The organism is Hymenobacter psychrotolerans DSM 18569 (genome assembly GCF_900142395.1).
Taxonomy (GTDB): domain Bacteria; phylum Bacteroidota; class Bacteroidia; order Cytophagales; family Hymenobacteraceae; genus Hymenobacter; species Hymenobacter psychrotolerans.
The window spans coordinates 1-12,686 of record NZ_FRAS01000046.1 but is presented as its reverse complement, the minus strand read 5'-3'; the positions used below and the strand labels follow the sequence as shown (position 1 = coordinate 12,686).

Genomic DNA, 12,686 nt, shown 5'->3' with positions numbered 1-12,686 from the left:
GAGCCGCTGAAACTCCGAGGGCGTCAGGCCCGTGACCTGCCCAAACTGCCGCGAGAGGTGGGCCGGGGAGCTGTAGCCGAGCTGTCCGGCCACCTGGGCAATGGTCAGCTCGCCGTAGCCGATGAGCTCCTTGGCCCGCTCCACCTTCTGGCGGATGATGAACTTCTCAATGGTCAGGCCTTCCTCCGAAGAAAACAGGTGCGACAGGTAGTGGTAGTCGCGCCCCAGGTGCTGGACCAGGTAATCCGAGTAGGTGAGCAGACGCGGGCCCGGCTCAGGGTAATGAATCAGCGTCACCAGCAGGGTCTTAATCTGCTCCACGAGCTGGGCCCGCGGGTCTTCGAGCAGGGCAAAGCCCGCGGCCTGTAGGCTGGTGCGCACGGGCTCCAAGTCCGGCGCCTGGCCGTCGGCAGTCGTCACGTCGGCCTCGCCCAGCACCACGCGGTGCACCTGCAGGCCCAGGGCCGTCAGGTCTTCCGTCACCACCCGGATGCACTGCGGGCACACCATGTTTTTAATCAGCAGCCGGTGGGTGCCGGGGGCGGGCAGCGAGAAGCCGGAGCGGAGTTGGGAGTTCATAATCGGCATCTATTTTACGACCAGGCTACCGCGCAGCATGCCCATGCCGCAGGTAAACGTAAAGGTACCGGCCTGCTGGGGCAGCAACTCTACCAGCGTCGTCTTAAAGGCCGGCAAGTCGCGGCGGATGCTGAAGTCGGGCATCAGCAGCTCTTCCGAGCAACTGTTTTCCTCGTCGCGGTAAAAGCTCAGTTGCACGGGCTTGCCGCGCTCGACTTCGATGACGTCCGGGGAGTAGCCACCCTTGACGGTGATGTCCACTTCCTGCACCCCGCTGGAGGTGGAAACGGCGCTGGCGGTCTGGCGGGCAGAGAAAAAGAAGTACCAGATGACAAAGGCCGACAGGGCCAGTCCCGTCAGGGTCACGATGATTTCGGCGGTATCCATAGCTTAGTTTTTAGCGGGGGAGAAGCTGCGCAGACGCAGCGAATTGGTGAGCACCGACACCGAGCTCAGGGCCATGGCGCCGGCCGCGAGCATGGGTGAGAGCAAAATACCGAAGAAGGGGTAGAGCAACCCCGCTGCCACGGGAATGCCCAGGGTGTTGTAGATGAAGGCAAAAAACAGGTTCTGCTTGATGGTGCGAATTGTCTGGCGCGAGAGCTCAATGGCCGTGACCACGCCCTGCAAATCGGACCGCATGAGCGTGATGCCGGCCGCTTCCATGGCCACATCGGTGCCGCCACCCATGGCCAAACCGATGTCGGCCTGGGCCAGCGCGGGCGCGTCGTTGATGCCGTCGCCTACCATGGCCACCACCCGGCCCTCGGCCTGCAGCTCCTTGACTTTACCGGCCTTGCCACTGGGCAGCACCTCAGCGAAGTAGCGCTTGATGCCTACTTGACCGGCCACCTGGGCGGCGGTCTGGGGGTTGTCGCCGGTCATCATCACCACCTCGATGCCCATGCCCTGCAGCCGCTTGATGGCGGCGGCCGACGTGTCGCGCACGGTGTCGGCCACGCCGATCAGGCCCACAGCTTGCTTGTTAACGGCGACGTAGAGCACCGTTTTGGCCTGGCCCAGCAGCTCGTCGGCTTGCCGGCGCACGGTGGGCGAGAGCGAAATACCAGCCTCGTCGAGCAGGCGGAAGTTGCCGATGAGCACGGCCTGCCCGTTGACGGATGCCTGCGCTCCTTTGCCCTCAATGGCCTGGAAACCCGTGGCCGGAATGGCCGGGGCGTGCTGGGCATCGGCGTAGCGCACCACGGCTTCGGCCAGCGGGTGCTCGCTTTGCCGCTCCACGGCGGCCACTACCTGCAGCAGCTGGGCCGCGTCCTGTCCCTCGGCGGGCACAAAGTCCGTCACGGCCGGTTCGCCGCGGGTGATGGTGCCGGTTTTATCGAGCAGCACGGTGTTGACCTGGTGGGCTTTTTCCAAGGCCTCGGCGTTGCGAATCAGCACGCCGTGCTCGGCGCCCTTGCCGGTGCTGACCATGATGGCCGTGGGTGTGGCCAGGCCCAACGCGCAGGGGCAGGCAATGATGAGTACGGCCACGAAGTTGACCAGGGCCAGCGGCAAGCGGGCTTCCACGGGCGCCAGGTCGAACCACAGCACAAACGTCAGAATGGCAATGACCACCACCGTGGGCACGAAGATGGCGCTGACCTTGTCGGCCAGCCGCTGAATGGGCGCGCGGCTGCCCTGGGCGTCTTCCACCAGCTTCACAATCTGCGAGAGCATGGTGTCGGCCCCTACCTTGGTTACCCGGAAGCGGAAGGAGCCGGTTTTATTCAGGGTAGCCCCAAACACCGGGTCGCCGGTCTTCTTCTCCACCGGCAGGCTTTCGCCCGTGAGCATGGCCTCGTCCACGGCCGAAGTACCTTCTTCGATAACGCCGTCGGTGGCCACCTTTTCACCGGGGCGCACCACGACGAGGTCGTTTAGCTGCACCTGTTCAATGGGCACGTCCACTTCCTGGCCGTCGGGCCGCACCACGCGGGCCGTTTTGGCCTGCAGGCCCATCAGGGCCTTGATGGCCGCCGAGGTCTGCGTCTTGGCGCGCAGCTCCAGCACCTTGCCCAGCAGAATTAGGGCAATGATGGTGGCCGTCGTGTCGTAGTACACCTCAGGCATGATGCCCCGGCGCATAAACCAGCCCGGCACCACGGTGGCCGCGAGGCTGTAGAGAAAGGCAGCCCCCGTGCCCACGGCAATCAGCGTGTCCATGTTGGCGGCCCGGTGCTTGAACCCGTTCCAGGCCGAGGTGAAGAACTCGCGCCCACTATAGAGCAGCACGGGCAGAGTCAGCACCAGCAGGCCGTAGTTCAGCCATTGCATGTTGACGCGGGCCATCATCGCGGGCCAGAGCATGAGCATGCTCAGCGGCATGATGATGATGGCCAGCACCGTCGCCACCCAGAAGCGGCGCTTGAGCTTAACGTAGGCCAGGGCCTTCTGCTGGTCGATTTCCGCTTGCCGGTCCGCGGCTGACGTATCGGGAGCCCGCTCGGTGACGCCATAGCCCGCATTAACCACTGCCTCTTTTAAGGTGGCGGGGCTGGCCTGCGCAGGCAGGTAGTCGATAGTCGCTTTTTCGGTGGCGAAGTTGACCATGGCCCGCTGCACGCCAGGCGTGCGGGTCAGGGACTTCTCGACGAAGGACGCGCACGAGGCGCAGGTCATGCCTTCAATGTCGAGGGTTTCGGTCTTGGTGGTAGGTTCCATAAAATTCACTGGGTTACTAGCCGGCCGGGAGTGGTTAGGCACTTCCGTAAAGCCTTGAACTATCCATACAAAGGAACGGGGAGTTCACGCCGGAGTTAGTACGAAATCCCTCTTCAAACTTGCATAATTTGTAGTGCTGCTGGCGTCCAGTAGCGGTAAGGCCGAAGCCAGCCGGCCGCACTTTCTGCGGCTGCCCTACGTAGGCGGCTAGTAAAAACGCCGGGAACGGCCAATTCACTTTACCCTATGACTGATTCCCGCTTTACCCGCCGCGACTGGCTGAAGACGGCCGCTTTGGCCACCACCCCCGTGCTACTGGGTACGCTACCGGTTGCGGGGGAGGCAGCCGCTCCGGCAGCGGCCGGCAAAACCCCGGCGCTGACGGCTGCTGAAATCGCGGCCATTGAGACGGCCATGGGCAAAAAAGGCACCTACGTAGACGCCCAGGCCACGCACAGCACGCCCTTGCCGCGCAACGACTTGAAGGTGACCATCAAGGGGGAGCCCGTGCCCATTGCCTTCGGCTTTGGGGGCTGGGTGGCCATCAAGCACACGCTGGACGGCAAGTCCGCCATGCTCATGAGCGACACGGTGCTGCTGCAGGAGGAAGTGAACCCTCTCATGTCGGCCGCGCTGGCCCAGGGCCTGGAAATCGGAGCCGTGCACAACCACTTTTTCTACGAGGAGCCGCGCATCTTCTATATGCATATCCACGGCATGGGCGCCCCGGCCGAGTTGGCCCAGAAGTTTGCCGCGGCCCTCAGGGACTCCAAGTTGCTGCCAGCCAATCAGCCCAAGCCCGCTGCCGCTACCGCCCCCGTTCAGCCGGGCAACAACGCCACGCCCAGCGCCGGCCCACCCACGGGTAAGGAACTGTTCGACCTGCCGGCGCTGGATAAGCTGGTAGGCTACCAAGGAGTCGTGAACGGACCTACCTACAAATACACCGTAGGGCGGGCCGACCTGCAGTCCCTGATGATGGGGACCGAAATGACCGCCGCCATCGGCCTGAACTCCTGGGCCGCGTTTGCCGGCAAGCAAGCCGACGCGCACATTGCTGGAGACATTGCCATGTTGGAGAGCGAAGTAAACCCGGTTATCAAAGCCCTTCGGGCGCACAACCTGGAAGTCGTGGCCGTGCACAACCACATGCTCTTCGACCAGCCCCGCATGATGTTTCTGCACTACTACGGCCGCGGCCCCGCCGCGCAGCTAGCCGCCGGTTTTCGGGCCGCCCTCAACCTGCTCGGCAAGGGCAAAGCACCCGTCGGCATGCCCATGAAGCATTGAAGTAGAAAAGCTGAGCGCGACCTGTTTTTGATGTAAACGGTCATTAATCACCGATTGTGATTTACATAATCATGTTTAGACCTTGCATAATTTTGCGGTCGAGGCTGTCGCGCTTTTAGCAGTACCATCCAGCAAAAGCTAGCAAATAACCATTCCCAGCCACTTAGGCCCGCTACGTGAAAGCAGGCTGCGGACCGTTGGGAAACTCTTTCGTTGGAAACGGGGTAAATAGGCGGTACCGCCTTTTCGTGGAGAAGTCTACTTTTGCGGTTGCTTAGCGCCTTTCATGTTCCGTAGCCTGTTCCCCTTCCGCCGTTTGCTGGCGACGAGCTTCCTGCTCGTCTTCGTCAACGTGTTCGTGGGCCAGTGCTACTGCGCTACCATCAACCCAGTGCTGGCCGCACCCGCGCCGGTGGCGAAAGCTATTGCCGTAGAGAAGCCTTCGCACCCCGGCTGTCATGGGCACGACAAAGCCCCGGCCCAGCAGAAGTCAACGAAGGCCAAGCACGATCATGCCCAGCACAGTTCCAAGCCTACGGGACAGGACGACTGCTGCCAGGACAACTCGGCCGCTATCCTCAAGTCGCTTGCGACGCCCGGCGAAAAGCAGCTGCTCGCGTCCGCGCCGGCCCTGCTGCCGGCCAGCAGCGACTTCTTTTTCCGGCCCGCTGCCGGACAGTGGGACCGCACCCATTCGGTCGTTCTGGTGCTCCGCGAGCACCTGCCCCCCAAAATACCCGACATCCGAATCTTTATTCAGTCCCTCACGGTCTGATTGGTTTGACGCGCACTAGGCTCGCCTTGGCATAGCTCTGCTATGTCCGGGGCGGGCCTTTGCGTTGTCGTGTCCGCCCGGCGCCCCGTTGCGCCACCCCTCCCTCATCTTCCTGGTTTTACCCTCGCCTAACAATGAAAAATTGTTGCGAAGAAGCCGGCGCACCCGCTCCCAAAGGCCCGGTTCGTCGCCTGCTTTCCTATCTGCTCTACGCGGCGGTAGCTGCCGTGCTGGGCTTTGTGCTCTGGCAGCAGTGGCAGGCCTAAGGCCGCGCTGAGAGCCCTGGCTTGCTAAAGCCAGCACCCTTACAAGTTCAACCCCCATTCCCCTTTTATGTACCGCATACCGCTTTCCCTGCTGGCCCTGGCCGGCCTGCTCACCACAGTTAGCTGCTCGTCCGAAACCGAGTCCAGCAAAACCGCCGACACCGTCACCACGCCCACCAACGGCCCGGCCGAAGGCACCGCCGAGCACGGCGGCGGCCACACCTACGCCTGCCCCATGCACCCCGAGGTGACCAGCACCAAGGAAGGGGAGAAGTGCCCCAAGTGCGGCATGAACCTGGAGCACAGCGACAAGGTGGCCAACGGCAAAACCTACGACATGAAGCTGGTGCCCACCCCCTCGCAGGTCACCGCTGGCCAGCCCACCACGCTGGCCTTCACGCCCGTGGAGACGGGCAAAGGCTCGGCGCCCGTGCCCCTGGACGTGGTGCACGAAAAGAAGATTCACCTCATCATCGTCAGCAAAGACCTCGGCCAGTTCTACCACGAGCACCCCGAGTATACCGCGGCCGGCGACTACAAAGTGCAGTACACCTTCCCCAAGGGCGGCGACTACGTGCTGTTTCAGGACTACACGCCCACCGGCTCGGGCCACCAGCTGGGCCGGCAGCCGCTCACGGTGAAGGGCGCAGCGTATGCCCCAGTCAAGTTCAAGAACGACGACATGCAGTGGGACAAGGACGGGTATAAGGCCACCCTCTCCTTCGACAAAGACCTGAAGGTCGGCCAGCTGCTGGGCATGAAGATTAACATCAGCAAAGATGGTCAGCCCGTGACGGATTTGGCCAACTACCTCGGCGCTCTGGGCCACGTGGTGGTCATCAGCGAGGACACCGAGCAGTACCTGCACGTGCACCCCAACGACCAGGCCGACAAGGGCCCGAACATCGGCTTCAACACCAACTTCGAAAAGCCCGGCCTGTACCGCGTCTTCCTGCAGTTCAACCACGCGGGCAAGATTCACACCGGCGACTTCACCATCAACGTGAAGGCCTAATTACATCGCTGTCTCCCCTTTCATTTTTCCACTGACCCAACCAAACCCATGAAAAAGTCCGCTTTTTTCCTCGCCGCCCTCTGCTCGGGCTCCCTGCTGGTTGCCGGCTGCAACAGCGACAAGGCCGCCGATTCGACGGCTACGACCACCGAAACGACCACCACGGAAGGCGCTGCCTCCGGTGACATGGCCGGCATGGACCACTCCGCCGGGGCCACGGGCAGCGCCGCGGGTGGGGACTCGCCCCAGTTGGTGGCCATGAACGAGATGATGCAAAAGATGCACGCCGGCAAGCCCAAGGGCAACACCGACCACGACTTTGCCCACCACATGCTCGAGCACCACAAGGGCGCGGTCGTGATGGCCGACATCCAGCTGCGCGACGGCAAAGACGCCACCATGCGCCAGATGGCCGAGAAAATCAAAGCCGACCAGCTCAAGGAAATCACCGCACTGGAAGCCGCAGCCACCCGCCTCGACAGCGCGCCAACCAACTACAAGCCCAATGACCCCGCCGACCCCTTCACCAGCAAGATGAAGGGGTCGATGGATGGCATGATGCAAAACATGCCCAAAACGGTGGCTGACCCCGACATGAACTTCAACATGCTCATGACGGTGCACCACCAGAGCGCCGTGGACATGGCCAAAGCCGAACTGGCCCACGGCAAGGACACCAATCTCAAGCAGATGGCGCAGATGATGATAGACGCCCAGGAAAAGGAAATCCAGCAGCTCAAAGACTGGCACCAGAAGAACGCCGACAAAATGTAGCCCAAAGGCAACGCCAACTTTTAACATTCCCACCCCCCCTCCCATGAAGATTTCACACATTCTCGCCGCCGCCCTGTTGCTGGCCGCCCCGCTCACCGTTGCCGCTCAGCACAGCCACAAGCCCGGCACCGCCGCCCACGGCCACAAGGCCGCCGGCGAATCCCACGCCCACAAATCGCCCCACGGCGGCACCGTGCGCACAGCCGGCAAGTACCACATCGAGTTGGTGCAGCAGGCCAGCGAAGTGCACGTGTACCTGCTCGACGCCAATGAAAAAACCTTGCCGCTGACCCGCGCTACCGGCACGGCCATGCTGCTGAGCACAGCGGGCAAAACCACCAGTGTGAAGCTGACGCCCACCGGCGACCATTTCGTGGCCGCCGTGCCCGCCGGCACCACCCTGCGCACGGCCATCGTGAGCCTGAAAGCCAACGGCAGCTCGCTCAGCGCCCGCTTTGAGAAGCTCGACAAGGCTGCCAAAGCCGGCAACGCCGTGTCGGCGGCTTACATCTGCCCCATGAACTGCGAAGGCTCGGCCAGCGCCCAGCCCGGCAGCTGCCCCAAGTGCGGCATGGCCCTCGTGAAAAAGTCATAGGCGGAGCCCCTGTACCGGACGCTGAGCGTCCGGCGTCTCTCCGTCCGGCCCGCTTGCTGCTGCAACGGCAGGCGGCCCACTGACTGGATTTAACCTGATTGTATGAAGTCTTTGACAATGAAACGCGGGCGCTATTGGCTGGCAATGCTGGTCGGCTTGCTGCTGGGAGCTGGCCAGCAGGAGGCGGCGGCGCAAACCGTCGTCAGCCTGGACAGCGCCGAAGCCCAGACCCTGCGCCGGCATCCCCGGCTGCGGCAGTCCGACCGGGAAATCGAGGAGCAGCGCGCCCTCAAGCGCGGCTCGTTTGCCCCCGCCAACCCGGATTTCCTGTTCGCAGCGCCCACGGGCGAGATGTGGGCCCCGGGCGTGGTGCAAACCATCGACCTGCCCAACGTGTACCGCCAGCAGTCCCGCGTGGCGCAGGCCGGCATTACCCTGGCCGAGCGCAACCGCGACGTGAGCCGGGCCAGCGTGCTGCGCGACACGCGCCTGGCGTACCTGACCCTGCAGTTTGCCGAGGCCCAGGTGCGGCAGCTCACCTACCAGGACAGCTTGTTCCGGGTGCTGCGCCTGGCCACCGAGCGCCTGTTCACGGCCGGCGAAGTCACCTCGCTGCAGCGCATCAGCACCGACGCCGAAGCCCGGCAGGTGACCGTGCTGCTGCAGCAAGCCACCGCCGACCGGCAGGCCGCCCAGCGCCGCTTGGGCCTATTGCTCGGTCGCCCCTCCGAAGCGCTGACCACCAGCACCGATTTGAGCCGCACCGGCGCGGAGCTGGCCCAAACCGGCACCGCACTTCTCGCGGGCCTGCCCGGCGAAGACAGCACGGCGCTCGTGCGCAGCCCCACGCTGGCCGCTGCCACCCAAAACGTAGCCCTGAGCCAGTCGGGCATCAGCCTGGTACGCGCCCGCCGCACGCCGGCGCTTACCGTGGGCTATCAAAACCAGGGCTTCGAAAACTCGCCTATTCGCTACCGCTTTCAGTTCGGCCTGTCGGTGCCCATCTGGTTCTGGACCTACCGCTCCCAGCTGCAGGCGGCCACGGCCCGCTCCCAGGCCGCCAGCTACCAGCTGCAGGCCCAGCGCCTGGAGCTGAGCTCCCAGTACCAGCAGGCCCTGGTCGATACGCGCAAATTCTCGGCCTCGCTCGGCTACTACGAGCAAACCGGCCTGCCGCAGTCGCGGGCCATCATCAGCCAGTCCCAGCGCCTGTTCCGGGCCGGGGAAGTGAGCTACCTGCAGCTCATTCTGAGCCTGAACCAGGCCTTTGCCATTCAGAATACCTACCTGACGACCATCCGGGACTACCGCCAGGCCCTCATCGAACTTAACTACCTGCGGGGTGAATAACATGAAACAACTGCTGATTTTGCTCCTGGGCCTGCTGCTCAGTGGCATGGCCTACGCCCACGGGGGCGAGGACCACGGCGACGGGCCCAAGGCCGGCACCGCCGCCGGGGCTACCTCCTTTTCCGTGGCGGCCCTGTCCGAGCAGTTCGAGGCGCTGCTGCGCTACGAGCCCCTGGAAGGGGGTAAGCCCGCCGACTTGCGCCTGTTCCTCTCCGACTACGCCACCAACGCCCCCATCAAGGGCGCGAAGCTCACGCTCACCACCCCGGAAGATGCCACCCTGAAATGGGCCGTGACCGAGCAGGAGCCGGGCGTGTACCTCGTGGAAGGCCAGTTTCCGGCCAACAAGGCCTACAGCTTCGCCCTCAACATCGTGGCCGGCGAGACGGCCGACTTGCTCTTGCTCGAAGGCATCAAAGTAGGCGAAAAGCTGCCCGTGGCCGAAGCCCCGCACGCGGAAACGTCCGGGCTGTTTTCCTCCTGGAAAACCATCCTGGCCCTGGTCGGGGCCTTTGTGCTCGGCATTGGACTTACGGTCCTGCTCATGCGCCGCCGCCGTCCCGAGCCCGTGCTCCAGACTTCCGATCAGGCGTTGACCGCCAGCCGCCGCACCCCCCTCCCTTAATGCTACCCCGATATGAAAACCAAGCATAAAATCCTGGCCGCTACGGCCGCCGCGGGACTGGTACTGACGGTGCTGCTCCCTCCCCCAGGTTTGGTGCAGGCGCACGGCGGCGAAGACCACGGCGGCACGGCCAAAGCCAGCACCGGTGTGGCCCTCTCCGACGAGGTGCTGCTGCCCAAGGAAAGCCAGTTTCTGTTTAAGGTACGCACCAACCTGGCCGCGTACTCCACCACCTACAGCCGGGCCACGCTCTACGGCACGGTGTCGGCTGCGGCCGGGGGCGAAGGGCGCATTGTGGTGCCCCAGACCGGACGCATCGTGAGCCTGGCCGCGCAGGTAGGCAAGACCGTGCGGGCCGGGCAGACGCTGGCTGTCATCGAGCAAACCCTGGACGCCACCCAGCAGATTGGCCTCAGCACCGAGCGGGCCAACGCCCAAGCCGAGCTGCGCGCCGCCCAGCAGGACTACGCCCGCCTGCAGAGCATCGCCGACATCGCCGCCCGCAAGGACGTGGTGGCCGCTGAGCTGCGCCTGCGCCAGGCCCGCCAGAACGCCAGCATCTACAACGGCCAGGCCAGCCAGCGCCGCGTGTCCATCACCTCGCCCGTGAGCGGCACGGTGGACGTGTTCAACCTGGCCGTGGGCCAGCAGGTCAACCAGGGCGACGAGCTGTTTCGGGTCATCAACCCGGGCAAGCTGCGCGTCGAAGCCCAGGTGTTTGCCCAGGACCTGGACAAGGTGACGCCCGGGGCCGTGTTCCGCATAGAAGGCCTGCAGGGCCAGGCCGGCGTGCCCGCCCGGTTGGTCGTTTTCTCGAACGTGGTGAACCCCGTGAACCAAGCTCGCCAGCTAGTGCTGGAGCTCGACGCCCAGGAAGGCAGCGCCTACCGCGCCGGCCAGGCCGTGAACGTGCAGGTGGTGGGCCAGACCGGCGGCGGCAAGCCCCAACTGGTGGTCCCCACCTCGGCCATCACCGACCTCAACGGCAAGCCCGTGGTGTTTGTGCACACCGAGCCCGAGCGGTTTAAGATTCGCTTTGTGCAGCCCGGGGCCGTGAACGGCCAGCAAACCGTGCTGGTGCAGGGCGAAATCAACGAAAACGACCGGGTAGTGACCGCCGGCACCTACCAACTCAAATCCATTTACCTCAACCAATAAGTCCCGCTTCGCGGTGGCATCTTCCTTCCTCCCATGAAAAACCTTTTTGCTCTCGCGGTTCTGACCGCCACGCTTCCCTTTGCCACCGCCACGGCCCAAGCCCAGACAACAACCGCGGCTGGTTCCGCCGATGAGGCGGCCGTGAAAGCGGTGCTGAGCAAGTACCAGCAGGCCGTGCAAAAGCTCGATACCACGGGCACGCACCGCCTGTTCACGGCCAACTCCCAGGTGTTCGAGTCGGGCGGAGTAGAAGGCACTTACCGGCACTACGCCGAGCACCACCTGGGGCCCGAGCTCAAGGAGTTCAACGCCTTCACTTTCAGCGACTACAAGGCCGCCGTGCAGGTAGACGGTCCTTATGCTTTTGCGACGGAGACCTACACCTACACCATCAACCTCAAGAAAGGCCCCCAGGACAAGGAAGCCAAAGCGCCCATTGTCCGCCGCGGAGTGGCCACGTCGGTGCTGCGCAAAAACGCCGCCGGCCAGTGGCAAATCATGAGTACACACACCTCGGCCCGCACCCCCCGGGTTAAGAAATAAGACGAGCAGGGTGTGCCCTGTCCGCCCCATCGGCCCGCCATACGGGCTACATCGAAGTCGCCCCTGAGGCTCCTTCCACTTCGCGCTAATACCCCATGCTTGATAAGATAATTCGCTTTGCCCTGCAGAACCGCCTGCTGATGCTGGCCTTTGCCGTGGGCCTGCTCATCGCGGGCAGCTACACCGCGAACCAGCTGCCCGTGGACGTGCTGCCCGACCTGGACCGCCCCCGCGTGACCGTGTTCCTGGAAGCGCCCGGCATGGCCCCCGAAGAGGTGGAGGCCCTGGTGACGCTGCCCGTGGAAACGGCCCTGAACGGGGCCACCGGGGTGTCGGCCGTGCGCTCCAACTCGGCCATTGGCCTGGGTATGGTGTTCGTGGAGTTCGACTACGGCACCGACATCTTCACCGCCCGCCAGATTGTAAGTGAAAAGCTGCAGACGACCGGAGAGCAGCTGCCGCAAGGGGTGACGCCGGTGCTCGGGCCGATTTCTTCGGTCATGGGCCAGATTATGCTGGTGGGACTCTCGGGCGGCAAGCAAACCAATGCGGCCGACTTGCGCACGCTGGCCAACTACACGGTGCGCCAGCGCCTGCTGAGCATTCCCGGGGTGGCGCAGGTCATTCCCATCGGGGGCGACAACCTGCAGTACCAGGTGCTGCTGGACATGGCCCGTCTCACCGCCACCGGCCTGACGGTAAACCAGGTGGAAGAGGCCCTGCGCCGCTCCAATCTCAACACCACCGGCAACTTCTTCGACCGCAACGGCTCCGAGGTGCTCATCCGCAACCTGGGCCGCCTGCGCTCGGTGCAGGACATCGAAAACATCATCGTGGGCTACCGCGAGCAGTCGCCCATCCGGGTGGCTGACGTGGCGAAGGTGGAGTTCGGCGCCCGCTTCAAGCGCGGCGACGGCAGCGTGAACGGTAAGCCGGCCGTGATTCTGAGCATCGAAAAGCAGCCCGGCGCCGCCACCGTGGGTCTCACCGAAGCCGTGGAAAAGGCCTTGGTGGAGCTCAAGCCCTCCTTGCCCAAAGACGTGCAGGTAAAC

General features: G+C 64.0%; 14 protein-coding genes. 11 read left to right on the top strand and 3 right to left on the bottom strand.

Annotated features, from left to right (window positions below; genetic code table 11):
- From BUE15_RS20800 to BUE15_RS20790, 3 genes are all read right to left on the bottom strand, one after another.
- The coding region (locus BUE15_RS20800; RefSeq protein WP_084549231.1) for an AraC family transcriptional regulator at positions 1 to 579 on the bottom strand (579 nt) is incomplete at its 3' end.
- 9 nt (positions 580 to 588) lie between these two features.
- Entirely contained in the window at positions 589 to 966 is a 378-nt protein-coding gene (locus BUE15_RS20795; protein ID WP_073289142.1) for a cupredoxin domain-containing protein, read from the bottom strand.
- A gap of 3 nt (positions 967 to 969) precedes the next feature.
- Positions 970 to 3,243 carry a heavy metal translocating P-type ATPase gene (locus BUE15_RS20790; protein ID WP_073289139.1) on the bottom strand — a complete coding sequence of 758 codons (2,274 nt, stop codon included), beginning with the start codon at positions 3,241 to 3,243 and terminating at the stop codon, positions 970 to 972.
- Positions 3,244 to 3,489: 246 nt separating this feature from the next.
- Here BUE15_RS20790 and BUE15_RS20785 point away from each other — a divergent pair, with 246 nt between their 5' ends.
- From BUE15_RS20785 to BUE15_RS20740, 11 genes are all read left to right on the top strand, one after another.
- Positions 3,490 to 4,533, top strand: coding sequence for a DUF1259 domain-containing protein (locus tag BUE15_RS20785; RefSeq protein WP_073289136.1), 1,044 nt, complete (start codon positions 3,490 to 3,492; stop codon positions 4,531 to 4,533).
- A gap of 286 nt (positions 4,534 to 4,819) precedes the next feature.
- Positions 4,820 to 5,308, top strand: coding sequence for a hypothetical protein (locus BUE15_RS20780; protein WP_073289134.1), 489 nt, complete (start codon positions 4,820 to 4,822; stop codon positions 5,306 to 5,308).
- Positions 5,309 to 5,442: 134 nt separating this feature from the next.
- Complete coding sequence (locus BUE15_RS22545) at positions 5,443 to 5,574, top strand: hypothetical protein (RefSeq protein WP_262987474.1); 132 nt, start codon at positions 5,443 to 5,445, stop codon at positions 5,572 to 5,574.
- Between the two features lie 67 nt (positions 5,575 to 5,641).
- Positions 5,642 to 6,589, top strand: coding sequence for a heavy metal-binding domain-containing protein (locus tag BUE15_RS20775; protein WP_073289131.1), 948 nt, complete (start codon positions 5,642 to 5,644; stop codon positions 6,587 to 6,589).
- A gap of 48 nt (positions 6,590 to 6,637) precedes the next feature.
- Complete coding sequence (locus BUE15_RS20770; RefSeq protein ID WP_073289128.1) at positions 6,638 to 7,363, top strand: DUF305 domain-containing protein; 726 nt, start codon at positions 6,638 to 6,640, stop codon at positions 7,361 to 7,363.
- Between the two features lie 43 nt (positions 7,364 to 7,406).
- A complete protein-coding gene (locus BUE15_RS20765) occupies positions 7,407 to 7,958 on the top strand; it encodes a heavy metal-binding domain-containing protein (RefSeq protein ID WP_073289125.1) in 552 nt (183 codons plus the stop codon).
- 102 nt (positions 7,959 to 8,060) lie between these two features.
- A complete protein-coding gene (locus tag BUE15_RS20760) occupies positions 8,061 to 9,308 on the top strand; it encodes a TolC family protein (protein WP_084549230.1) in 1,248 nt (415 codons plus the stop codon).
- Between the two features lies 1 nt (position 9,309).
- Positions 9,310 to 9,933, top strand: a complete 624-nt coding sequence (locus BUE15_RS20755; protein ID WP_073289118.1) for a hypothetical protein — start codon at positions 9,310 to 9,312, stop codon at positions 9,931 to 9,933.
- A gap of 12 nt (positions 9,934 to 9,945) precedes the next feature.
- Positions 9,946 to 11,091: an efflux RND transporter periplasmic adaptor subunit gene (locus BUE15_RS20750; RefSeq protein ID WP_073289115.1), complete on the top strand. Its 1,146-nt coding sequence runs from the start codon at positions 9,946 to 9,948 to the stop codon at positions 11,089 to 11,091.
- 33 nt (positions 11,092 to 11,124) lie between these two features.
- Positions 11,125 to 11,634 carry a YybH family protein gene (locus BUE15_RS20745; RefSeq protein ID WP_073289112.1) on the top strand — a complete coding sequence of 170 codons (510 nt, stop codon included), beginning with the start codon at positions 11,125 to 11,127 and terminating at the stop codon, positions 11,632 to 11,634.
- Positions 11,635 to 11,729: 95 nt separating this feature from the next.
- A partial coding sequence (locus tag BUE15_RS20740) for an efflux RND transporter permease subunit (protein ID WP_139252475.1) occupies positions 11,730 to 12,686 on the top strand: 957 nt, incomplete at its 3' end.